Annotated in this window: 20 protein-coding genes, 1 tRNA gene and 1 other RNA gene; 16 read left to right on the forward strand and 6 right to left on the reverse strand. The window is 68.6% G+C overall.

Features of this window, described 5'->3' with window-relative positions:
- The first annotated feature begins 9 nt into the window (after nt 1-9).
- Nucleotides 10-1,773 (forward strand): tyrosine-type recombinase/integrase, encoded by a 1,764-nt coding sequence (locus ACWC9R_RS01370; RefSeq protein ID WP_450727828.1) that lies wholly within the window; start codon nt 10-12, stop codon nt 1,771-1,773.
- A gap of 95 nt (nt 1,774-1,868) precedes the next feature.
- On the opposite strand, the gene ACWC9R_RS01375 is transcribed toward ACWC9R_RS01370, so the two are convergent.
- From ACWC9R_RS01375 to ACWC9R_RS01395, 5 genes are all read right to left on the reverse strand, one after another.
- A complete protein-coding gene (locus ACWC9R_RS01375) occupies nt 1,869-4,949 on the reverse strand; it encodes a type I restriction endonuclease subunit R (protein WP_450727830.1) in 3,081 nt (1,026 codons plus the stop codon).
- 3 nt (nt 4,950-4,952) lie between these two features.
- Nucleotides 4,953-6,131: a hypothetical protein gene (locus ACWC9R_RS01380; protein WP_450727832.1), complete on the reverse strand. Its 1,179-nt coding sequence runs from the start codon at nt 6,129-6,131 to the stop codon at nt 4,953-4,955.
- A gap of 29 nt (nt 6,132-6,160) precedes the next feature.
- Nucleotides 6,161-7,732, reverse strand: a complete 1,572-nt coding sequence (locus tag ACWC9R_RS01385) for an N-6 DNA methylase (protein WP_450727834.1) — start codon at nt 7,730-7,732, stop codon at nt 6,161-6,163.
- Between the two features lie 704 nt (nt 7,733-8,436).
- Nucleotides 8,437-9,003, reverse strand: coding sequence for a GNAT family N-acetyltransferase (locus tag ACWC9R_RS01390; RefSeq protein WP_450727836.1), 567 nt, complete (start codon nt 9,001-9,003; stop codon nt 8,437-8,439).
- Nucleotides 9,000-9,773 (reverse strand): GntR family transcriptional regulator, encoded by a 774-nt coding sequence (locus ACWC9R_RS01395; protein WP_450727838.1) that lies wholly within the window; start codon nt 9,771-9,773, stop codon nt 9,000-9,002. The genes ACWC9R_RS01390 and ACWC9R_RS01395 overlap by 4 nt, the downstream gene beginning before the upstream one ends.
- 565 nt (nt 9,774-10,338) lie before the next feature.
- On the opposite strand from ACWC9R_RS01395, the gene ACWC9R_RS01400 reads away from it, so the two are divergent.
- The 13 genes from ACWC9R_RS01400 (at nt 10,339) to ACWC9R_RS01460 (ending at nt 21,415) form a co-directional block, all read left to right on the forward strand.
- Nucleotides 10,339-10,791 carry a protein kilB gene (locus tag ACWC9R_RS01400; RefSeq protein WP_450727840.1) on the forward strand — a complete coding sequence of 151 codons (453 nt, stop codon included), beginning with the start codon at nt 10,339-10,341 and terminating at the stop codon, nt 10,789-10,791.
- A gap of 90 nt (nt 10,792-10,881) precedes the next feature.
- Nucleotides 10,882-11,151: a DUF6284 family protein gene (locus ACWC9R_RS01405; protein ID WP_450727842.1), complete on the forward strand. Its 270-nt coding sequence runs from the start codon at nt 10,882-10,884 to the stop codon at nt 11,149-11,151.
- Nucleotides 11,148-12,254, forward strand: coding sequence for a conjugal transfer protein (locus tag ACWC9R_RS01410; RefSeq protein ID WP_450727844.1), 1,107 nt, complete (start codon nt 11,148-11,150; stop codon nt 12,252-12,254). Before ACWC9R_RS01405 ends, ACWC9R_RS01410 begins: the two co-directional genes overlap by 4 nt.
- Nucleotides 12,254-12,601 carry an RRQRL motif-containing zinc-binding protein gene (locus tag ACWC9R_RS01415; protein WP_450727846.1) on the forward strand — a complete coding sequence of 116 codons (348 nt, stop codon included), beginning with the start codon at nt 12,254-12,256 and terminating at the stop codon, nt 12,599-12,601. Before ACWC9R_RS01410 ends, ACWC9R_RS01415 begins: the two co-directional genes overlap by 1 nt.
- Nucleotide 12,602: 1 nt before the next feature.
- Nucleotides 12,603-12,920 (forward strand): hypothetical protein, encoded by a 318-nt coding sequence (locus ACWC9R_RS01420; protein WP_450727848.1) that lies wholly within the window; start codon nt 12,603-12,605, stop codon nt 12,918-12,920.
- Nucleotides 12,914-13,090 (forward strand): pRL2-8, encoded by a 177-nt coding sequence (locus tag ACWC9R_RS01425; RefSeq protein WP_450727850.1) that lies wholly within the window; start codon nt 12,914-12,916, stop codon nt 13,088-13,090. The genes ACWC9R_RS01420 and ACWC9R_RS01425 overlap by 7 nt, the downstream gene beginning before the upstream one ends.
- A gap of 129 nt (nt 13,091-13,219) precedes the next feature.
- The gene (locus tag ACWC9R_RS01430) at nt 13,220-15,337 is read left to right on the forward strand and encodes an FtsK/SpoIIIE domain-containing protein (protein ID WP_450727852.1); all 2,118 of its coding nucleotides are present in this window, start codon (nt 13,220-13,222) and stop codon (nt 15,335-15,337) included.
- Between the two features lie 205 nt (nt 15,338-15,542).
- A complete protein-coding gene (locus tag ACWC9R_RS01435; RefSeq protein ID WP_450727854.1) occupies nt 15,543-16,007 on the forward strand; it encodes a hypothetical protein in 465 nt (154 codons plus the stop codon).
- A 219-nt stretch (nt 16,008-16,226) separates the two neighbouring features.
- On the forward strand, nt 16,227-17,111 hold the full coding sequence (locus ACWC9R_RS01440) for a deazapurine DNA modification protein DpdA family protein (RefSeq protein ID WP_450727856.1): 885 nt from the start codon (nt 16,227-16,229) through the stop codon (nt 17,109-17,111).
- Complete coding sequence (locus tag ACWC9R_RS01445) at nt 17,108-17,947, forward strand: bifunctional DNA primase/polymerase (protein WP_450727858.1); 840 nt, start codon at nt 17,108-17,110, stop codon at nt 17,945-17,947. Before ACWC9R_RS01440 ends, ACWC9R_RS01445 begins: the two co-directional genes overlap by 4 nt.
- Before the next feature lie 3 nt (nt 17,948-17,950).
- Nucleotides 17,951-19,426, forward strand: coding sequence for an ATP-binding protein (locus ACWC9R_RS01450; RefSeq protein ID WP_450727860.1), 1,476 nt, complete (start codon nt 17,951-17,953; stop codon nt 19,424-19,426).
- Nucleotides 19,427-19,904: 478 nt separating this feature from the next.
- Nucleotides 19,905-20,147 carry a helix-turn-helix domain-containing protein gene (locus tag ACWC9R_RS01455; protein WP_450727862.1) on the forward strand — a complete coding sequence of 81 codons (243 nt, stop codon included), beginning with the start codon at nt 19,905-19,907 and terminating at the stop codon, nt 20,145-20,147.
- Nucleotides 20,148-20,155: 8 nt separating this feature from the next.
- A complete protein-coding gene (locus ACWC9R_RS01460; RefSeq protein WP_450727864.1) occupies nt 20,156-21,415 on the forward strand; it encodes a tyrosine-type recombinase/integrase in 1,260 nt (419 codons plus the stop codon).
- An 80-nt stretch (nt 21,416-21,495) separates the two neighbouring features.
- On the opposite strand, the gene ACWC9R_RS01465 is transcribed toward ACWC9R_RS01460, so the two are convergent.
- Nucleotides 21,496-21,583 (reverse strand) — tRNA-Ser (locus ACWC9R_RS01465).
- A gap of 130 nt (nt 21,584-21,713) precedes the next feature.
- On the opposite strand from ACWC9R_RS01465, the gene ffs reads away from it, so the two are divergent.
- Nucleotides 21,714-21,812: signal recognition particle sRNA small type (ffs, locus tag ACWC9R_RS01470), an RNA gene on the forward strand.
- Nucleotides 21,813-21,858: 46 nt separating this feature from the next.
- Nucleotides 21,859-23,695, forward strand: a 1,837-nt coding sequence (locus ACWC9R_RS01475; protein WP_450727866.1) for a DNA polymerase III subunit gamma and tau, incomplete at its 3' end; no start/stop codon positions are given.

Raw genomic sequence — 23,695 nt, forward strand, 5'->3', positions numbered from 1 at the left:
GCGGCGGGCATGGCAAAGAACCGTCAGCCCAATGGGGCATCATCCATCTACCTCGGCAAGGACGGCCGCTGGCACGGCCGCGTCACCGTCGGCGTCAAAGACGACGGCACTCCCGACCGCCGACACATCTCCCGCAAGACCCGAGCCGAGGCCACCAAGGCCGTCCGCGAGCTGGAGCGGCAGCGCGACTCCACCGGAGTCCGCAAGGCCGGCCAGACCTGGACCGTCACAACCTGGCTGACCCACTGGGTGGAGAACATCGCCGCGCCCAACGTCGGCGAGAACACCATCGACGGCTACCGTGTGGCCGTCTACCACCACCTCATACCCGGCTTGGGTGCCCACCGTCTGGAGAAGCTGGAGCCGGAGCACCTGGAGCGCTTCTACCAGAAGATGCGGGCCAACGGCAGCGCCGCCGGCACCGCTCACCAGGCGCACCGCACCGTCAACACGGCGCTCAACGAAGCCGTACGCCGCCGCCACCTCACCACCAACCCGGCCTCCATCGCCAAGGCCCCCAAGCTCGAAGAGGAGGAGGTCGAGCCGTACTCGTTGGAGGAGGTCCAGCGACTCCTGGCCGAGGCCACCAAGGTGCGGAACACCGCCCGCTGGGTCATCGCGCTCGCACTCGGCCTGCGCCAGGGCGAGGTGCTCGGCCTGAAGTGGGAGGACGTCGACTTCGAGGTGGGCGTGATTCTCGTCCGCCGGGGCCGGCTGCGGCCCCGCTACAAGCACGGCTGTGGCAACCGTTGTGGGCGCAAGCCGGGTTACTGCCCGCAGAAGATCAACATCCGGCGCGAGACGAAGGACACCAAGACCCGCGCCGGCAAGCGCCCCATCGGCGTGCCCGAGGAACTGCTGAAGCTGCTGCGTCAGCACAAGGAGAAGCAGGAGCGCGAGCGGACTCTCGCCCGTGACCTGTGGGTGGACAAGGGGTACGTCTTCACCTCGCCGACCGGCGAACCGCTCAATCCCAACACCGACTTCCACAGGTGGAAGGACCTGCTGAAGGCGGCGCAGGTCCGCGACGGGCGCCTCCACGACGCCCGCCACACCGCCGCGACCGTGCTGCTGATCCTCGGCGTCCCCGACGCGGTCGTCGACCGCATCATGGGCTGGGAGCCCGGCAAGTCCGCCCGGATGCGTCGTCGGTATCAGCACCTCACTGGCCCCGTGCTGCAGCAGACTGCTGCGAAGGTCGGCGGCCTGCTTTGGGGCTCAACACCGCACCAGTTCTCGTCGACACCTGGGGGTCCCGTGCCTGACTTGAGTCAGGGCCCCATACTGGCAGGGCCGGAGGTGTACGTGGCTTGCCTCGGCGAGGGGCGTGTTCCGTTCCTGTACCACGAGCACGCCCAGGCCGTGGTCTCCCGGTGGGGCGCCGATCACCCCGGCAAGCCCGCATACGTGGAGCAGTGGGCCCGACCACAGTGGGAGCACGAGGGGCCCGGTGGCATCCGGGCGCTCCGTGACCGCATTCCCGACCGCCGGCGCGTCCATCACGCCCATGCCGTGTTCCTGCCCGGCGGCGAACGGCTCAACATCGGCCGTGCTGAGCAGCAGTGGTCCGTACCAGCCTGGGAGTTCGAGGCCGACCTGTACACGGACTTGCCAGTCCGGTGGCATACCGCACGGCGCCCAGGCCAAGAGGTCGAGGCCCAAGTACGTGGCACGGACCAGGGCGCTGTCACCGCTGCGTTCGACGAAGCTTGTGCACAGGCAGTGGACCGGGCAATGAACCCGGGAAAATACGGAGACCTCGGCATATGGTGATTGGCCATCAGGTGAGGGTCAGGGGATAGCTCAGAACCCGAGCAGCGCGACGAGGCCCGGCAACCCACACAGGTTGCCGGGCCTCAGCGTATCCGTCAGTCAACGAGGTAGTGCGCCTCGATGTAGGCGACGGTGGAGTCATATGGCTCTCCCACCGGCTTCAACGTGTAGCGGCGGAAGACCGCGGCGGTGGCGCGGCGGACGCCTCGGTTGCGAGCGTCGGCGTTGTCCCATGCCTGGGCGAGGGTGCGGGTGACCACTTGGTCGATCTCCTCGGCCAGGTTCCGCTCTGTGACGGTGAGGCCGGACGGTGCGTGGTCGTGGATGATCCGCGACAGGACACCGACGTGGTCGTTGTCCAGTACGACGACGGCTTCGTCGGGGTGCTTCTGGGCGTCCACGATGGCGCGGGCGATCCGGAGTGCTTCGGACAGGAACTCCAGGGCATCCTGGGCGTTCTGAATGATCCGGTCCCGCAGCTGCTTTATCCGCTCCGCGAGCGCGGTGTACTTCGCGGACCCAGGTTCGACGCCCTTTTCGAGGGCGGCCTTGATGTGGTCCAGGATCTCCGCCGGGGACGGCGGCTTCTTGCCCTCGCCGTCGTCCTTGCCGGGCTTGGGGCGGACGAGGGCCAGCAGCTCCTTGAGGACGGCGATGCCCTGGGCGTCCAGGACGAGGGCTTCTTCCTGGGAGGCGACTACGGAGAAGGAGTGGACGTGGGCGTTGATGATCTCCAGGACCATTGGTCCCAGCTCGCCAAGCCGTTCCTTCCTCTCCTCGTCGGAGGACTTCTTGAACAGGGTCGTGTACACGGACCCGAACAGACCGAAGCCATCCCGGTACTTGGCGACCCGCTTGTCAGTGCTTATGAGCGGGTACAGCCGGGCCAGGAGCCGGTAGTCCTTGCTGAATACCTCGGCCGCCTCGGGATTGGTGTCCAGGAAGACGTTGATGGCACGCACGGACTCGTATCCGTGGACCGTGAGGTCCACGCCGTCCACGTCCGCGAGGAGGTCTTCGATGCGGGCGAAGGTGGTGCGGAACTCGGCGACCAGCTCGGTCAGGTCGGTGACGAACCCGCCACCCTTGCCGGAAGCCCCCGCGGAGGTGGGGTCGACGACGGCCCGCTGGACCTCTTCGGCCAGGCCGATGTAGTCCACGACCACGCCGTCGGTCTTCACGAACCCGGTCGGGGACACCCAGGTGCGGTTCGGGCGGGTGATCGTCTGGAACAGGGAGTGGGCCTTCAGCGGCTTGTCCAGGTAGAGGACGCCCTCGTTGGGGGCATCGAACCCGGTCATCAGCTTCGCGGTCACCACTAGGAAGCACAGCGGGTCGTCCGGGGTGAGGAATCGCCGCTTCTGCTTCTCCTCGTCGACCTCCGAGAGCTGGTACGGCCGCATGGCGGCGTCTTCGTCCTTGGAGTCCGAGACGGAGATGTTCACCTCGGCGGTGATCCGGTCGTGCTTCCCGACCTCGGCGAGCACCTGTGACGCCTCGAAGCCGGCCAGCAGCTCGTTGATCTTGTCCGTGTACGCCACGGCCAGCTCACGGTTATAGGCGACGACCTGGGCCTTGAGACCGTTGCGGTAGGCGCTGGCCAGGTAGTGGTCCACGATGTGCTGGCAGACAGCGTGGATGCGCTCGCGGTTGGCGAATACCGAGGTGAGGCGCCCGAACTTGCGGGACAGGGCCTCACGGTCGGGATCGTCGAGGTCGAAGCCGTCGGCGAACTGGTCGAACTCGGCCTGCAACGCCTGGTCGTTCATCTCGAAGGTGACCGGGTGCGGGTCCAGTATGACCGGGACCGTCGCTTCGTCCTGCAGAGACCGGGACACCGAGTACCGGTGCAGCACCCTGTCAGGGTCGGTCTCTTCTCCGAAGAGGGCGAAGGTGTCGGTGGCGAGGTTCCTGATGGGAGTACCGGTCATGCCGAAGAACTTCGCGTGCGGTAACGCTGCGCGCATCTGCCCGGCCAGGGACTCATTCTTGGAGGACTGGGTGCGGTGTGCCTCGTCGACCAGCACGATGATGTTGCCCCGGGTCGACAGGTTCTTGCCGGCATCGGCGAACTTGTGGACGGTCGTGGAGATGACGCCGCGCACGTCGTCGGCCAGCAGGGAACGCAACTCCTTGCTGGTGGCGGGCTGATGGAAGTAGGCGTCCCCCATCGCGGAGGTGAACACCCCGGAGGTCTGCCGCACGAGTTGGGTGCGGTCCGAGAGCAAGATGATCGTGGGCGACTCGGTGCGGGTGTCGGCCAGCAGCAGCGAGGCGGCGAACACCATCAGCAGCGTCTTCCCGCTGCCTTGGTGGTGCCAGATCAGACCCTTCCGGCCGTCGGCCAGGACCCGCTCGTGGATCAGATGCGCGGCCTCCATCTGCGGGTAGCGGGGCAGGTACTTCTTGTCCGGCCCGCCCCCGGAGGTGTCGAAGAGGGCGAAGTTGGCGAGCATGTCCAGGATCGTGGCCGGGTTCATCAGCAGCTCGACGGAGCGTTGCACGTCGGCCTGCCCGGACAGGTTCTCGTCGTCGGCGGTGGACCGGAACGGCTGCCACAGGTTTGTGGGCGCGCCAGCGGCACCGAACCGCAGCTTCAGCCCGTCGGAGGCGATGGCGAAGACGTTGGGGGTGAAGAACCACGGGTACTCGGTGGCGTATACCTCGTTGATCTCGCGGGCGGCGTCGATCCAACCGGACTTCGCGGTTGGGGACTTCACCTCCACGACAACGAGGGGCAGACCGTTGACCCAGTACACGAGGTCGAACCGGCGGGAGGTCTTGCCGGGGACGGTTATGGTCACTTCGTCCGACACGACCAGCGTGTTGGAGGCCGGCTGTTCGAAGTCGATGACCTTCAGGGCGTGCCACACACCGTCGGCGTCCCTGAACTCCTTGTGCCCGCGAAGCAGGTTCATTACCTGTTCGTTGGTTCGCACCAGCCCGCCTTCGACGGCGTTGACCGTGCCGACGATCTCCTCGACCACCGCGTCCACGTCGAACCCCCCGATCACCCCGGGGTTGAGCCGGATGATGGCATCCCGCAGGTGTGGGGTGATGACGGTCTGGGTGTGCTCGCGAGGCAGGTTGCGCCCCGCGTCGTAGGCCCAGCCCAGGGGCAGGGACCACTGGATCATCTTGTTCTGGAACTCGCGTTCCCGGATCCCCTTCGCCACAGGTCAGACCTTTCGCTCAGCGTCAGCCAACGTGATGCTGCGGTCCAGCAAACCGGACAGCAGAGTGGCGCGCACAGCACGTAGCCGGTCGGCCTCGGCGCGCACGGCCACGACGGGCGCCTCCAGCGCCTGCAACTCGCGGATCGCCCGCTCCTGCTCCTGAGCCGAGGGCATGCCGACGGGCGACTGCATCAGACGCTTGCGATTCAGCGTGCGGTTGCGTCCCGCCCCTCCAGGAGAGCAGTTAGCCAGGAGCCGTGTGCCTGTCTTGGTGGAGAAGAAGAGCCGGAAGAACTCGACGTACCCGCTGTCGAGCCGCCGGTAGGTCGGAAACCGGTGCGATCCGCAGTAGCCCTCGATCTCCGGTGGCACGATGGCGATTGCCCCCTCCCACGCGAAGACGATGTTGATGACCAGGTCGCCAGGCTCGACCCAGAACACCTTCTTGGACCCCAGGGACTCTCCGGTCACCGCCTCTTTGGTAAACAGCCCACGCCCATGGGACCTGATCCCGATCTGCCGGTACTCGGCTTGAGGGTCGACGGTGATCGGGCGTTTGACCTCTTCCAGGACCTTGCCGATCGGCAGCGTGGTCCCGGTGGTCGCGTAGTGCGCGAAGAGTTCTTCCTTGCGCCCTCGCAGCAGGGCATCCAGGGCGTCTGCCTCGCGTCCCAGGGCGGAGATCTGAGCGTCGATCACCTTGACGATCTGCACGATCTGCTCCTGCACGCGCAGCGGGGGCAGCGGAATGCAGTGGGCGAGGAACTGGTCTTCCTTCCACCGGTTGCGGCTCTTGGTGGTGCCGGTGGAGACGGCCTCCACGTAGTCCCAGACCGGACGCTGTTGGAAGTAGAGGTTCAGGTAGTCCACGCCGAGTCGCTCGGCGTCCGTGTCGAACAGGGGGAACTCGTTGGACACGTAGGCGCCCTCGAAGCCAGGGTCGACCGTCCCAAAGGACCCCTTCCCAGCGAAGAGGCGGTTGTAGATGAATTGCCCCGGCACCACCTTGTACAGGGTTGTCGCCTTGGACGTTTTCCGGGTGACGGTCTCCCGGTGGAAAGCTCCCTCTCCCCACCAACGCACCCCGAGTAGGCGGTACTCCTGGCCGTCGGAGACCTTCACGGCGTCGCGCTGCTGGGTGACCACTTCGGCGAGGGCTACCTGTGGCCAACCATCGCTCACCGCTGCAGCGTTCGTTCGTTGAGGCTTACTCATCGAAGCCCCTCGATTCCCGCGGCAGTGAGGACGTCGAGCATCTGTTGTTCGGTCTTCTGGCGCTCAGCGCGGGCGAGGTTATACGCCTCGATGAGAGTGCCGAGGTCTTCCTGCTCAAAGGCAGCATGCTTGACGTACCGGCTGATGCTCAGATCGTAGTTGTTCGGTGCGCTCTTGATCTCGTCCATTGGGACGAAGCGGGTCTGGAGGTCGCCAGCCCCGTCGACCGGGTTGCCTTCGGCGTCGAATTTCGAGTTGTAGGTAGTCACGACGTCGGCGATGTCGGTATCGGTGAGGACGTTGCGGTTCCTGCCCTTGGAAAAACGCTGGGAGGCGTCGATGAACAGCACCCCGCCTTGACGCTCCGGAGCTTTGGTACCTGGCGCACGGAAGACGAGGATGCACGTCTCGATGGTGGTGCTGTAGAAGAGGTTCTCGGGCAGGCCGATGACGGCTTCGAGGAGGTCGTCGTTCAGCACTTGCCGACGGATGGCTCCTTCTTCGCCGCCGCGGAAGAGGACGCCATGGGGCAGGACGACACCGGCGCGCCCCTTGACCGGGCCCATGCTTGCGATCATGTGCTGCACGAACGCCCAGTCAGCCGACTTCGACGGTGCAGTGCCGCCGATGGCGCGCGGGTCGTTGGACCAGGGCTTCCACTTCAGGCTGTAGGGCGGGTTGGCGACGATCACGTCGAACTGAGCGATGGACCCGTCCGGCTTCTTGAAGCGTGGGTCCTTCAGGGTGTCGCCGACCTCGACCTGGAACTGGGTGAGGTTGTGCATGAAGAGGTTCATGCGTGCCACACCCGCGGTGTCCAATACGGCCTCTTGCCCGTACAGGCTGAGTGTGTAGCCACGCCCGCCACGGGCCTTCAGGAGGTTCGCGGAGGCGATGAGCATGCCGCCCGACCCGCAGGTCGGGTCGTACACCGACTCGTAGCGCTTGGGCTCCAAGACCTCGACGATCAGCTCGACGACCTCGCGTGGGGTGAAGAACTGGCCGGCGCGGGTACCGGATCCGTCAGAGAACCGCTTCAGCAAGTACTCGTACGCCCCACCGAGCACGTCGTGAGACATGTTGCCCTCGTGCATCTTCGGGGTGCGGTCCATCGCTTGCATGACCGCAGCCAACACCTCCCCGGACAGCACCTCTTCGGAGGTCCAGGTCATGGACCCGAACAGGCGGGAGAACTTGTCGGGGTTGGCCGTCTCGATGGCTTGCAGGGAGGCGCGGACCCGCTGGCCGAGGCCGGGCTGGGTGATAGTGGCGAGGATGGACGACCAGGAGGCACGACGCTTCTGGACGGTGTCGGGGTGGATGAACGGGATCTCGAACGACTGGTAGTCGCGGTACTCGATCTCGTGGGCTTCCTCGGCGGAGAGGTCGCCCAAGCCCTCGTTGTCGGCCAGGAACTCCTGGTGCTGGTGCTCCCAGGTGTCCGAGAGGTACTTCCAGAACATCAGTGGGAAGACGACCGAGGAGTACTGCGCTTCGGGCATTGCCACGCGCAGCTCGTCGGCGGCGTCCCACAACCGGTTCTGGATCTCCTGCTGGGTCACTGCCATTAGTCGGTGGTGTCCTTGCTCGTCAAAGGGGGCGTCCAAAGGCCGTGGTGTTCCTGCAGGTCACCCTATTTCCGGGCGAGCCCATCACGTACACGACGGACGTGTCCTGCCTGGGAGCACGTGCAGGGTGCCGTGCTCCCTGTGTGGCGGCTCACCAAAGATATCCCTGCCTAGGGCTGCGCCATATGGCAAACGACCCAAACAAGCAGCGCGGCCAGCGGTGGCCGGACCCACTCGCTTGTTGATCTTCTTCCCGCTCCAGCAGGCTGCCCACCCGCGCGCGCAATCGCCTCCTCGGCCTCGAGCGAGCCATGGTGTCTCACCCGCCCTGCGAGGGAGACCCTGACGGAGATCTGGGCTCGCCCCCAGAGGCCTGGCCGTCGGCGGGGAGCGGCCGGAGTCTGTCCGTGGACGTCCACGGCCGTCCATCCGACGCAACCGAGACCAAAACTGAGACCACAGAACGACGAAGGTCCCGGCCGCTGAGCGGTCGGGACCTTCGTTTGCCCTGATGGGCGGTGCGGAGGATACGAGATTCGAACTCGTGAGGGGTTGCCCCCAACACGCTTTCCAACTCTGCGCGAGTGGGGCCGTGGTTGTTCAGGGGCGTTCAGTGGCTGGGTCCGGACTGTCGCTGACCCGGTTCTGAACGCCCCCGAACGGGCACGGATGAGACTGCGGTTGAGACTGCGCGTCTGGGGTGATCAGGCAGACCGGAGCGGATTTGGAGTGGTCGCCTCGTCTGCGAATCCGTGGTTCACCGGCCGTGCCGAACGCTGAGCAAGCCAGCCTGAGACGCGTGGTCCGCCGTTCACGGCGCCTCCCTCGGTGACCGTACGGACGTGCTCGAATCCATGGCGGAGGTAGTAGCGCTGGAGAGACTCGTTCGTGGTCCAAGCGTCTAGACGGAGCCATACGGCGCCGGAGCGATATGCCCGGTCCCCTGCCCAATCGAGCAAGCGCCCGCCGAGATCCCGCCCGGCGTGCGTCCGCGCTACCGTCAGCTTGTTCACGAACATCGATGGCTCGGAGAGTTCAGCGTCCGACCAGAGCCCGTCTTCGGCCTCCGGGGTCAGCGTTATGGTCGCGGCAGTCGCTTCCCCGTCGCGGACCATGAAGACCACGCCGGCCTCGATGGTGGCGAGCAGTCTGTCCGCCGGATACGGGCGGCTCCACTGGTCGGTGCCTAGCGCGCCCAACCAAGCTGCTGCCTCCTCACGGAAGGCGAGCAGCTTGGGCAGGTCGGTCGGCGTGGCGTTGCAGATTCTCACTGGGTTTCGTTCCCACTCCGGCCGGACAAGGTGCCGATCTCGTAGTTCATCTGGTTCAGGTCTCCCCGGAAGGTGGTGACCGTGCACCGGATCGGCCGGTCCTCCGAGTAGCCGGTACGCGTCCACAGCAGCACGGGCACCCCGGCGCCGATCTCCAAGAGGCGTGCCTCTTCGGGAGTCGGCATCCGCGCCGCGATCTCGTCGAAGTAGCCGACCTGCTCGATCCCGTGCGACGCGAGATACCGGGTGGTCCCCTCTTCGATATCGCCCGGCTCAGCGAGCCGTGGGGACTGCTCCGTGAGCCACCCTGGGTACCAGGTGGCCTGCGTGGACCACGGCACGTCATCTACGTACCGGTGGCAGAACCGCAGAACCGTGGTGGACGCCACGCCGATCTTCAGCCGCTCCGCGACATCTGTAGACGCCGGGGCCATCTCGACTCGGAAGGTCTGGTGCGGACGGCGGCCAGCGTTCGTTACGTCCGTGCTGTACGCGTCACCGTTTTGCGGAAAGCTCAGATTCTCGAAGCGAGACGCGTTGAGCTTGAACACTTCGTGGGAGCGAACCTCGTAGCCAAGCCCCTGGCTGGACGAGACGAGACCCTGGCTGACCAGGAGACTTAGCCCGTTCCGCACAGTGTTTCTCGAAGCGTCAAAGCGCTTCATCAGATCGCTCTCCGACGGCAACCGCGCGCCCGGCGCGTACGTGCCGCTGTCGATCTCTCGGCGCAGGGCATCGGCCACCTGCCGGTACTTCGGCTGCTTGCTCATGGCTCCATCATGACTCACTCGCTCAACTTGTTGGTACATGTTGGCCCCAATCTCTTGACGGCTCACCGTCCGTGGGTGCAGCATCACTGCATCAGCTTGTACCAACAAGTTGAGCAAGCGGTGCAATTCCCTTGAGTTGCTCTCGCTTGCGTTGATGCACAGGGCGGGGACGCTGCAATCCCGCTAAAGGCCAGGTGGAACAGGGTTTCGGCCCGTACTGGCGAGGTGGCCCGGTGACCGCGAGCAACGGCCGGAGAGTGGGGACTCGGTCCCCCTTGCAGTGCACAACCCATGCCCGAGCAACAGGAGGAGGCCCGCCATGACCCGTCGAAGTACGTAGGCGCTGCCCGGGCTCGACCGGCGCGGCAGCCACGCCCTTCGCGTCCGCCCGCGGCGGCACCGGCGACTCCGGGGCCCCGCGCGATTCACCGGAGCTACCGCGGGATAGCCGCGGCCGGTTGCCTCCTCCGCCCGTCCGGTCGTTCCTTCGTGGGAGCGGCTCGTACGGGCGGGGCTGAGGGGAGCCGGGAGATTCCCGCCCACCGCACCCGAGGGGGACATCGTTATGTGGTCCAGCATCATCGCCGTGATCGGCACGCTTTTGGGGTCGGTCACCGCCTACGTTCTCCAGCAGCGTGCGGCCCGTACTGAGCGGGCCGAAACTCGCGCGGATGATCTCCGGACCCGACAGCTTGCCGCCGTCGCCGAGTTGGTGGCGGCTCTGGCCGATCACCGCCGCGCCATGTGGGTCCGTGAGGACCTGGCTCTGTCCGGCCCCGTCGACGCCTACGCAGCGGCTCGCGCGACCAGTCATGAGACTCGGTCGGCCCTCACCGTTCCCCTGCTGACGGTGTCGTTGATCCTCCCCGCCCTGGCCGAGTCCGCGCAGGGCGCTGCCCAGGCCACCTACGCACTGCGCGGCGCCCCCGACGCCCGCACTCTGGCGGATCTGCGGGACGACGCCCTGGTGGCCGCCGACCGCCTGGTCGCCGACGCCGCGACCGTCCTCGCCGCCTAAGACACCAACACCCATGAACGGCGCGCGGCCCCGGGGCGCAATCCCGGGGCCGCTGTTCGGGCCGTTCCACTGTGAGAGGAGCACGACCCAATGAACCACATCGTCACTGTTCAGGACGCCGTTACCGCCTTCGCCCCGTGGCTGGAGCCGACGGATGCGGAACTGGACGCCATCGACGCAGAGATGCCGGCCATCTCGGCGGAAGTCGAGTTGCTGGACGCGCAGATCATGACCCTCGACAGGACGCCGAACGACGTGGACACGCAGCGCATCCGCCGGGCCTGCCGACGGGTGCTCGCCGCCCATCGGGACCTCGCCAACCACACCGCCGGCACGAGCCTGCCCGGAGGTGCCGCGTGAGCACCACCGACCGGAACCTGACCAGGGTGCAGAAAGGGGTCCTGGCCGCCGCGTTCGTGCCGATGCTGGCCACGGGCGTGTTCGGCGGGATCGGCACGTACAGCAACATCGGCCACGCCTACGGCAAGGGCACCGCACTCGGTGCACTCGCCGCCGGTGAGGGTGCCACCGCCGTGCTCGCCCTGGTCCTGCTCGGGCTGACCATGCTGGGACAGTCCTCCCCGCGCATCGTCCGCGCGGGGCTGTGGGCGCTGCCGGCCGCCGCCGCCGTCATGGGAGCGATGGCCGCCACCGATCCGGGCCGCACCGTGATCTACGCCCTGACGCCGATGGGCATGTCCGTCTCGGCTGAGGGCATGGCGTTTTTGGCGCGGCGGATCGTGGTGCACACCGACGGCCGCGACGCGGAGAACGAGCGCCACACCGCCGATCTGGTGCAGGCACTCGCCTACCACCGTGCCCGCGCCACCCACCACCCCAGCGGCCGGGTCCAGTGGTGGTCAGAGCGCAAGTCGTGGCGGCTGGCCCGCAAGGTCGGGGTCGGGGACGTGGCGCTCGGATCGAGGCTGCTGGACGTCCAGCGCGACCGCGTCACCGCCGGTGCGGACACCGCGCTCGCTGCGATGTTCGGCGGGACCGCCCTCGATCCCGCACCGGCCGCAAATACGGAGGAATCTACCGAGACCAGCATGAAACGGTCTACGGCTGACCTGCGTGAATCGACCCCGGGCCCGGTGGTGACGCTGAGCCGGTTGACGTTGCCCGATCCGGTCGCGGTCGACCTGGGCAAGTCGATGCCGCTCAAGCCGCTTCCGCCGGTCGACCCTGCTCCGGTCGCCTCGATCGAGCGGCGGTCGGTGGCCGCTGAGTCGACCCGACCGCGCCGCGCCACCGGCCGCGTGCCGGCCGTGGCGAAGTCGACCCGCCCGAAGCGCACGCCGGAACAGATGCTCGCCGAAGCACGGGCGGCAACGGCCGATTGGCCGGACGCGAAGGTGACCGGCGAGGGCATCCGCCGCGCCATCCACACGTCGCCGGCCAACGCTCGGTCGCTGCGGGACACGATCCTCGCCGAACGCGCCGCCACGGCTGAAGCCGCGTGATGGCGGCGCTGCCGGTGTTCCGGTGGCGCCTTGCCCCGGACGGCTACGCCACCCGCCGACAGCTCCGGGCGCGCGGTCTGCGGCCCGGTGGGCAGTGTGTGGCCGCTCAGCTCGAACGGCCGCGTCGCCGCCGGGGTCCGCTGGTCGCCTACCTCTACCGCGTCGAACTCGCCAAGCCCGTGCGGCCGATGACCCCGGGCCGGTGGGCGGCGCTGGGCAAAGCGAACGCCGCCCGCCGCATCTGCCCGCAGTGCCGCACGGATGCGGGCTACGTCATCCCCACCTCACTCGGTACCTGCGTGACCTGCGCCTACCCCGACCCATCGAACTCCCCAAGGAGCACCTGACATGGGCAACTCCGACCTCCGCCGCCTGGACCGCGAGATCCAGGCGACCACGAAGAAGCTGGAAGCGGTCCGGCGGGGCGAGTCGTGGCCGATGAACGGCAGTGAGCGCCGGGCCATGGCCCGCGCCCTGGCCGGCGGCTCCTACCGCGCCGCCCGGGGTCGCAGCACCGGCCGCGCCGAGGAACAGATCCACTCTCTCGCGAGCGCTGCCGAGATGCGGCTGACCGCCGAACTGACCGCCCTGCACGCGGAGCGGCAGAGGCTCACGACCGAGGCAGCCCGCGCCAAGGCGGCCAAGAAGTCGTCGGGCTGGTGGTGACCGTGGACCCCAAGGACACACCTCCCGGCGAGTGCCCGCAGTGCTGGCAGCACGCCCACGACCGGCGCGTTCACCGCAAGCTCGGGCCCCGCGAGGACTGCCCGCAGTGCGTGGACCACATGGTCAACGGCTGCCCCTACCTCGTGCCCAAGAAGTCCCGATGGTGGTGACCGCGCCCGCCGCGTGACGCTCCCCGCACGTCTCTGCTGCCCGGGGTGGCCGCCTCTTTCCACGGACCCGGCCACCCCGGCTCTCCAGCTCACTCCGCCCTTTGCGGGGCAGTCAGGAGCACTTCCAGCATGTCTGAGAACGTCGTCCACCTCCACAAGCCCCACGACCCGCCGACCCCCGAAAACGCCCCCACCGTGCTCACGGTCGTGCCCGACGCGCCGCCGGCCCGGCCCGTGCCGCTGTGGGTCCGCTCCGGGCGTGCAGTGAAGACGGCCGCCACCCATGAGTCGACCCGGGCGACGGTCCGCGCGGCGGCCCGGCACAGCCTCTACACCCTCAACGGCGGGCGGATCGTGGCCCGCCGTGCCTGGGACGGCCGCACCGGGTCCCGCTACGAACGGATGATCCGGGCGGCGGAAGCCGCGGGGAACCTGGAGGCGGCCGAGGAGTGGGAGGAGCGGTTGCAGCGCTTCCGCGCCGCCCGCCACCACCGCCGCATGGACCTGCTCCACTCGCCCGTGGACGCCGCCAAGGGCGTGGCCGTCGGCGCCGGCGTGAGCATCGGCGTGCTGGTCGCCCTCGGCATCGTGATGGCCATCAACACCGGGCACGTCGGCGACGTCATCACCCCGCTGTCGGCAACGATCGACTTCATCGCCCTGCTGATCCGGATCGTGCAGGTCGTGTGGGGTCCGGCGCTCTCGATCGGCCCGTTCCTGGCGCTGTTTGCCCTGTGGTCGGTGGGCCGTAAGCAGCATGCCGCACCGGACTGGGCACTCCCGGCGAACGCGCGGTCGGACGAGGGCGAGCCGATCACCCCGTCGATCGTGGTCAAGGCCCTGCGTGACCTCGGTGTGCCTGCCCTGGCGCGGGCCATCAAGGAGATGGGCGACGCCGGCGCGAGCATGCTCGGCCCGATCCGGATCGCAGGATGCGGCGTGGAAGTCGACGTGACCCTTCCCTCCGGGGTGTCGACCAATGAGGTGCAGGGCAAGCGCCGCAAGCTCGCCGAGAATCTCACCCGGCACGAGCACGAAGTGTTCATCACCATCCCGCAGGCGGCCCGAACGGTGCGGTTGTGGGTGGCTGACTCGGGTGCGCTGGATGAGCCGATCGGGCCGTCGCCGCTGGTCACCGACGAGTCGATGACCGCCGACTACGCCAAGGGCCGCGCGCCCTGGGGCCAGGACTTGCGCGGGGATGCTGCCGCGCTGAGCCTGTACCAGCGCCACTTGCTCATCACGGGCTTGTCGAACCAGGGCAAGACCGTTGCCCTGCGCTCCCTGGCCCTGTGGCTCGCGCTGGACAAGTCGGTGCAGTTCCTCATGGGCGACCTCAAGGGCGTGGGCGACTGGGCCATGTTCGACGGGCTCGCCACGACCCTGATCCAGGGGCCGACGGATGAGCACGTGATCCAGGTGACCGAGATGGTTGAGGGCGCGGTGGGCGAGATGAACCGCCGCATCCAGGCCCCGCCCGGCACCGTGTTCCCGCCGCTGATCGTGCTGGTCGACGAAGCGCAGGTGGCGTTCATGTGCCCGGCCAAGGACGCCGAGAAGCGCCCGTATGGCGGGTCGAAGGCCAACTCCCGGTACTTCATGGCCGTCCGGAAAATCCACAACCAGGGACGGGCCGTGAACGTCCTGATGTGGCAGGGCACCCAGGACCCCACCAACGAGAACCTCCCCAAGCTGGTCCGCGAGGGCGCCCACACCCGCGCCTCCCTCGCCCTGGGCACCGAATCCCAAGCCCGCATGGCCCTCGGGGACAAGGCCGTCGACGGCGGCGCGGCGCCCAACCTGCTGCGTCCCGGGCTGGACCGGGGAACCCTGGTCGTCGCTTCCGACGGCGTCACCATCCCGGCCGGACAGTCGTCGATCACGGTGCGCACGCACTACATCGACGACGACGCAGCCGAGGCCATCACCGACCGGGCCAAGGCCCTGCGCGACGGCGTCACCACCCTGCACGCCGTCGAGCGAGAAGAAGAGCACGACCGGCTTGCCGACATCGCCGCCGTCGTCGGTGACGCGCCCCGCGTGCGCACGAAGGATGTGCTGGCCCGGCTCGCCACGCGGAACGCGGACGCCTACGGCGGCTGGTCGTTCATCGACCTCAAGCGCGTCCTGGACGACGCCGGCGCAGGGCCCTACAAGTCCGACGGCGTCATGGTCGTCGCCCGCGACCGCGTCACCCGCGCCCTCGCCAACCGCGACGGAGACGGTTCCGCTTCCGCCGCCGGATAACAGGGAGCGCACCGCCGACGGGTCAGGGAAGCAGGGAGAACTCCCTGACCGCCTCCCTGACCCGCCTCCCTTCCCCTGACCTGCACAAATGATCGTTCAGGGAGTCAGGGAGGCGCGCAGGTCAGCCCCCCCCGAACACCCCTCCAGAGCGCCCCCGGCAGGCGGGTGCTCTGCCTCCCTGGTCACGCGCCGGAAGGGATTCCGCATGTACCCCGACCATGCCCCGCACGTGCCCGTACAGCGGGCCGTGGAAGTCCACCAGCCCACCCCGCTCCCGCCCGCTGTCGCCGCCCCGGTGCCGGTCGTCGCGGTGCAGCCCGGCACCGTTCCGGCGGTGGCGAGCATCGTCCTGCCGGACGGCCGCGTCGTTACCGGCTACGCCATCGAACCGCCCCGCCCGGAACCGGTCGCGGCCAAGCCGACCGTGTCCCGCACGGCGATGAACGTCGCCCTCGGGGGTGTCGGGTTCCTCGCGGTGTGCGGTGGGCTGATCCTGCTCACCTCGTTCATCGCCGCGCTCACCGCGTTCATCACCCAACTGATCATCCTGGCCGCCGTCATCTTCGGCGGATGGATCGCCGTGCAGCTCTTCAGCGCGAGCGGCCACCAGGGCGGCACCACCGTGAACATCCGTAAGGCCGTGATCAAGCGCAACCACTTCCACCGCTGACCAAGGAGGTGCACATGGATTGGTTCGAGATCGTCTGCCGCATCGCCGTACCGGCGCTGCTCGGTGCGCTCGCGGTTTGGGTCGGCATCAACCGAATCCCCTGGAAGCCGCCCACCGACGACGACCAGTAGCTAAGCCAAGGGCGGCCCTCCGTCTCGCCAAAGTCGCGGGCCGCCCTTGTCCAACCGTCCTTCTACAGACCTGTTGGAGGTCTCCAGCATGACCCAACCCACCGACATCCGGCGAGGGGTCACCGGCCCGACGCGGGAGCTCCCGGACGCAGCCGCGCGCCAGGGGGACATCCGGTTCTACCTGACCACCCACAAAAAGCACTGGCTGAGGGAGACGTCAGTCCCCCTGTTCCTGAAGTCCGAACACCTCGCCTCAGCCATCAAGCCGCTACGGGCCATCGGCCGGTACGCCGTGGACTCCGGCGGTTTCACCGAACTCCAGCGCCACGGCCGCTGGACGCGCACCCCCCGCCAGTACGTGGACGACCTGCGTCGCATCTGGGAGCACGTCGGCCCCTACGACTGGGCCGCAGGGCAGGACTGGATGTGCGAAGACCTGATCATCCATGGTGGCAAGGCAGGCCCGCTCACCTTCGTGGGAACCCATCTGAGCGTCCCCGAGCATCAGCGCCGCACCGTGTGGAACTTCCTCGATCTGCGCTCGCTGGCCCCGAATCTGCGGATCATCCCCACCCTTCAGGGCCGCACCGTCCCGGACTACCACCGCTGCGCGGACCTGTACGAGAGCTACGGCATCGACCTGCGCCAAGAACCCACCGTGGGACTGGGTTCGGTGTGCCGTTTGCAGTCCACCCGGGAGGGCGCGGCGATCGTCACCGCCATGGCCGCCCGCGGCTACCGCCTGCACGGCTTCGGCTTCAAGACCCTCGGTCTGGCGAAGGTCGGGCATCTGCTGGCTTCCGCGGACTCCGCAGCCTGGAGCTCCCACGCGCGCTACCGGCCGCCCATGGCCGGCCACACCCACAAGAACTGCGCGAACTGCTTCGACTACGCGATGCGCTGGCGCACCCGCGCTATCAGCGCCCTCCCCACCTGGCACCAGCCCACCATCGACGGGAGCGAAGCCGCATGAACACCCTGCTGCAAACCGCTCTGGGGCTGGGGGCCCGCAGGGTGCCGGTGCTGCCGCTGCGGGCGGGCAAGGGTCCGTTCGGCAACTGCCCGGCCTGCCGGGACAACGATTGCGGCGGCCGGCCGAACATGAAAACCCCCGGACCCTGCCACTGCCCCCGCATCTGCCACGGATGGGCCGCCGCCACCACCGACCCCGCTGTCATCAACTCGACGACATGGGCCCGAGCGTGGCGGGAAGCGGCCGGGGTGGCCTACCACCCCGGCGGCGCCGGCCTCACCGTCGTCGACCTCGACAACACCGACGCTGTCACCTGGGCCCACCGGGAGCTCCCGCCGACCCGGACCGTGGCAACCACACGCGGCGAGCACTGGATCTACCAAGGCGCCATGCAGTCCGCCAACGCCGTACGGGACGGCGTCGACATCAAGTCGCTCATGTCCTACGCCCGCTACCTCGGCCCCGGCACCGGCACCATGACCACCCTGCCGGACGCCGTCCGCGCGCTGACCGTGAAAGGCCGCCCCGCGGCCCCGTCGGCGCCACACGTCATCACCCTGCCTGCAGGAGCCGGGGGCAAGGAGTGCCGACACCGCACGCCCACCTACCTGGAGCGCGGCATCGCCATGGCAGAGCAGCGCATCACCGAGGCCCGCAGCACGGTGCACACCACCGTGTACCGGACGTTCCTCGCCGTGCTTTCCGCGCACGGCCGGTGCGGCTGCCTGACCGACGCACATATGGCTCGGTTGTTCGCCGCCGCGCAGGCCAAGGGCGAAACCGTCCGGCACTGCACCGACGCCTGGACCAACGCCTGCACCGCACTGGGGATGTGAGCCATGTCCGAGGACGAGAAGAACCCGGCCCGTGAGGTCATCACCGACTACGCGCAGGCGCACTTCCGGTACTTCCGCACCGCCGACGGGACCGTGTACGCGCAGAAGAACGGCCACCCCGTGGCCCGTCCGATCCGCTCGCAGGGCACGACGGGCAGCCACCGACAGGAACTCATGGTCGGCCTGTACAGGGACGGGGCCGGCGTGTTCAACGGCACTGCACTCAAGGAGGCATTGGACTTGATCGAAGCGCTGGCGCTGACCGAGGACGTACAGCCCACCCACATCCGCGTCGCCCCCGGATTCGACGGGGCGACCTGGCTCGACCTGGGCCGCGACGACGGCAAGTCCGTCCGCATCCACCCCACCGGCTGGGACATCCTCACCCCTGACCCGCAGGAAGTCTGCTGGCGGCGCACCCAGCTCACCGGCGAACTCCCCCTGCCTGAAAAGGACACCAACGGCAAGGGCATCGACCAACTGCTCCGCCTGTGCAACTTCGCCAGCGCAGAGACCGAGTGCTTGGCTCTCGCCTGGCTGATCGGCTGCCTGGAGCCGTCCGTGCCTGTCCCCGCCCCCTTCCTCACCGGCCCCCAAGGAGCAGGAAAGTCCACCGGCGGCCGGATGCTGGTGCGGATCATCGAGGGCATGAGCGGCGACCTGCGCCGCGCTCCCAAGGACGAAGAGAACATGATCACGGCCGTCGCCGCCGGATGGGTCACCGCCCTGGACAACCTCTCCCACCTGCCCCCGGACCTGTCCGACCTCATGTGCTGCATCGTGACCGGCGCCGAGAGCATCAAGCGCGCCCTGTTCACCGACGGCGACGTCGTCCGCTCCCGTTACCGGCGCCCCATGCTCCTGACCGGTATCGACGTCGGCGTCATCCGGCCCGACCTCGCCGAACGCCTCCTGCCGCTCCGTCTCGTGCGGCCCCGGGTGCGGCGAACCGAGGCAGAGCTGTGGACGGAGTACGCGGAGATTCTGCCGGTCGTGCTTGGCTCCCTGCTGGACCTGACGGTCAAGGTGCGTGCCGCCCAGGCGGACACCCCCACCGATCTGCGGATGGCGGACTTCGCCCACCTGTGCGCGCAGCTCGACGCGGCTACCGGCTTCGGCTCACTGGCTGCGTACCGGGCCAGCCTCGATGACCTCAACGACGACGTCATCGAAGGTGACCTGCTGGCGCAGACGGTCCTGAAGCACGCGGCCGGCCTCGACACGGGCACGGAAGTCCGTATGACGTCCTCGGAGTGGCTGACCTGCCTCACAAGCCTCCACAGCGGCGAGGAGTGCCGTCCCCTGCCCAAGGGCTGGCCCACCACCGGCAAGGTCCTCTCCGACCGCCTCAAGCGGCTACAACCGACCCTCGCCGCACGCGGCGTCCTCATCGACTGGGGCCGCACCAGCGCCGCCCGCTACATCGAGATGACCCGCCACGCGTCACTGACCCCAAACCAGCAGGAAGCGGCGTTCTGACCCGCGCCATCACGGCGCCGCACTGAACAAGCAAGAGGAGCACCCGGGGCGACGCGTGCTCCTCTTGCTTGTCCGGCGGCTTGCCCGCCGCTGCGCAAGACGTGCCGCGAAGCGGCTCCTTCTTCACGTCCTGAGCCGCGCCGCACCACCACAGACACCACCCCTCTTTTTCCTAAGAGAAGAGATCCTGCGTCACCCACGTCACCAGCCACCTGAACCCGGCCCCTGACCAGCGGTGACAGCGGTGACGCAGACGGCCAAACCTGCGTCATCCCGCGTCACCCCGCGTCACAGGTGACAGAACCCCGCCCCGCCCCATGACATGCCCCGCGCTGCCCGCGTCACCGCATAACCACAGGTCAGAGCCACAAATGACGTGTATGACGCGATGACGCAGAAATCTGCTCCTCGGACAGCGCTGACCACGGCACCTGAGATTCCTCCGTCATCCCCAGAACTCCGCCCAGGAGGTTGATCCGTGACGCCCACCGCAGCGTTCGTGTCGGACGTCGAAGTCGAGTTCGACCCGACACTCCTCGCGCTCACGGTCGAGGAAGCAGCCCGCCGCCTCTGCGTCGGGCGCACCACGATGTACGCCCTCATCCGCGACGGAGCCGTGGAGACCGTGCCCATCGGTCGCCTCCGTCGCGTTCCCGTCAAGGCCATCAATGCCTATCTCGACGCCCAAATGCGTTCCCGCCCCAAGTCCGCCGCCGCATAAGGAGAATCATGGGAAAGCGCGCCAAACGCCCTGATGGGGCATCGTCCATCTACTTCGGCAAGGACGGCTACTGGCACGGCCGGGTGACCGTCGGCGTCCGGGACGACGGCCGGCCCGATCGTCGCCACGTCATGAGCAAGGTCAGCGAAGCGGAAGTCATCAAGAAGGTCCGTGAGCTGGAGAAGCAGCGCGACGCGGGGAAGGTCCGGAAGCCGGGCCGCCCGTGGACCGTGAAGGCGTGGCTCCTCCACTGGGTGGAGGAGATCGCGAAACCATCCGTGCGAGAGAACACGTACGCCGGATACGAGGTGGCCGTCAGGGTGCACCTGGTCCCCGGCGTCGGTGCCCACCGGCTGGACAAGCTGGAGCCGGAACACCTGGAGCGCTTCTACACGAAGATGCTGGCCAACGGCAGCAAGCCCGCCACCGCGCACCAGGCACACCGCACGATCCGCACGGCGCTCAACCACGCCATGCGGCGCGGCCACGTCACCCGCAACGTCGCCATGCTCGCTGTCCCGCCCCGGATCGAGGACGAAGAGGTCGAGCCGTACGACATCGAGGAGGTTCAGCGACTCCTCGCCGAAGCGGCCAAGCTCCGGAACAGCGCCCGCTGGTCCATCGCTCTCGCCCTGGGGCTCAGGCAGGGGGAGGCGCTGGGCCTGCGCTGGTCGGACGTGGATCTGAATGCGGGCATCCTGCGGGTGCGGAAGAACCGGCTTCGCCCGAAGTACCTCCACGGCTGCGGAGGCGAGTGCGGGCGGAAGCCCGGCTACTGCAAGCAGCGGATCAGGAAGAACGAGGACACGGCGAATACGAAGTCGCGTGCCGGCCGCCGAGTGATCGGGGTACCCGACGAACTGGCTCGGCTGCTGGAGCTGCACCGGCAGGAGCAAGAGCGCGAGCGAGTACGGGCCGCTCAGGACTGGCATGAGACGGGCTTTGTCTTCACCTCGCCCACCGGCCAGCCCTTGATGCCCAGCACCGACTACGACGTGTGGAAGCAGTTGCTCACGGACGCGAAGGTGCGCGACGGCCGGTTGCATGATGCTCGACACACAGCCGCCACGGTGCTGCTCATCCTCGGGGTGCCGGAGCGTGTGGTCATGCAGATCATGGGTTGGTCGTCCACGGCGATGGCTGCCCGGTACCAGCACGTGACAGGCGGAATCCTGGCCGACGTGGCGCAGCGGGTCGGCGGTCTCATCTGGGAGGTGGCGAAGCCTGTCGCCGACGACGGTTCGGGCGGCTCTGCCGAAGCGCGTTGAGACTGTAGATGAGACTACGAACCGCGAAGGGCCCCACCGCAAGCGGTGGGGCCCTTCGACGTTGTGCCCGGTGAGAGCACTGGCGGAGGATACGAGATTCGAACTCGTGAGGGGTTGCCCCCAACACGCTTTCCAAGCGTGCGCCCTAGGCCACTAGGCGAATCCTCCGCCGCAAACAATACAAGACGTTGGGGAGTGCTCGCGACCATGATCGTGAGGAGGGGGTCGGAGGGGGAGGGGAGTGGGTCGGGCCGGGGGTCCGGGTCGTTTGTCGGGCGGGGTATCCGCTACTGTGGTGCGCAGCCCCTCACGTGGCGCTATCTGACTGAACTCCCCCAGGGCCGGAAGGCAGCAAGGGTAGGTCGGCTCTGGCGGGTGCGTGGGGGGCGCTTGCGTTTGCGGGGCCCCGTCGGTTGTCAGTGCGGGCCGATATCGTCGTATGCGTGTCGTCCCTTGCGCTGTACCGCCGCTACCGGCCCGAGACCTTCGCCGAGGTCATCGGGCAAGAGCACGTGACCGATCCGCTGCAGCAGGCACTGCGGAACAACCGGGTCAACCACGCCTATTTGTTCAGTGGCCCGCGCGGCTGCGGCAAGACGACGAGTGCGCGCATCCTGGCGCGCTGCCTCAACTGTGAGGAAGGTCCCACTCCCACGCCCTGTGGAAAGTGCCGGTCGTGCGAGGACCTGGCCAGGAACGGGCGGGGCTCGATCGATGTGATCGAGATCGACGCGGCGTCGCACGGTGGCGTGGACGACGCCCGTGAGCTGCGGGAGAAGGCGTTCTTCGGGCCGGCCAGCAGCCGCTACAAGATCTACATCATCGACGAGGCGCACATGGTGACCTCAGCGGGCTTCAACGCCCTGCTGAAGGTCGTCGAGGAGCCGCCGGAGCATCTGAAGTTCATCTTCGCGACGACCGAGCCCGAGAAGGTCATCGGGACGATCCGGTCGCGTACCCACCACTACCCGTTCCGGCTGGTGCCGCCCGGGACGCTGCGGGAGTACCTGGCGGAGGTCTGCGGGCGGGAGGAGATCCCGGTCGAGGACGGGGTGCTGCCGCTGGTGGTGCGGGCCGGCGCCGGGTCGGTGCGGGACTCGATGTCCGTGATGGACCAGCTGCTCGCCGGTGCCGCCGCGGACGGTGTGACCTATGCCATGGCGACGGCGCTGCTCGGGTACACCGACGGGTCGCTGCTGGACTCGATCGTGGAGGCGTTCGCGGCGGGGGACGGCGCGGCGGCCTTCGAGGTCGTGGACCGGGTCATCGAGGGCGGCAACGACCCGCGGCGCTTCGTCGCCGACCTGCTGGAGCGGCTGCGGGACCTGGTGATCCTGGCGGCGGTGCCGGACGCGGGGGAGAAGGGGCTGATCGACGCCCCCGTGGATGTCGTGGAGCGGATGACGGCGCAGGCGTCCGTCTTCGGGGCGGCCGAGCTGAGCCGGGCCGCCGACCTGGTCAACGCGGGCCTGACGGAGATGCGCGGGGCGACCTCGCCGCGGCTCCAGCTGGAGCTGATCTGTGCGCGGGTGCTGCTGCCCGCGGCGTACGACGACGAGCGGTCGGTGCAGGCGCGGCTCGACCGGCTGGAGCGGGGCGCGGGCGCGGCGCTCGCGGCCGGGGCCGGCGGAATGAGCGGCGGCGCGGGCCCCGGGGGAGACCTCGGGCCCGGGGCGTCGCCCGTGGTGGCGTCCGGTGGCGGGCCCCCGGCCGGTTATGTGCCGGGGCCGGAGGCGCATCCGCCGATGCCTGCCGGACCGTCCGGGCCGGCCGCGGCGCGGGCAGCGGTACGGGGCGCGGCGGGCGGCGGCCCGGCCGCCGGGGCCGGTGCTCCGCCGGCTCCCACGACTCCCACGCCACCTGTCGCTCCGGCCGCCCCGGCGGCAGGCGCGGCGGCGTCCGGCGGCCCGGCGGCCGGTCCCGGTGGCGGGCAGCAGCCCGGCGACGGCAGCGGCGCCGAGGTACCCCAGGGCGCGGCGGACGCTCCCCAGGGGAGCCAGAGCGGTACGGGAGCGGCGCGGCCCGGGGCCTGGCCCGGAGGCACGGGCAAGAGCACCGGCGGCGGCGCCGCGCCCGGCTCCGGTGGTGGCGCCGCACCCGGCTCCGGCGGTCCCGCGGGTGGCACCGGCGGTGGCGCCGGACGGCAGCCCGGGGGCTGGCCCACGGCCGTGGCGCCGGGCCAGGTAGCGGCTCAGGTGGCAAACGCCTATGGCATTGCGGTGCCCCTTGCGGGACTGGTCGCCGCCACTTGCGGTACAGCAGCGAAGTACCGCAACCGCA

It is taken from the genome of Streptomyces sp. NPDC001219, from assembly GCF_053597915.1.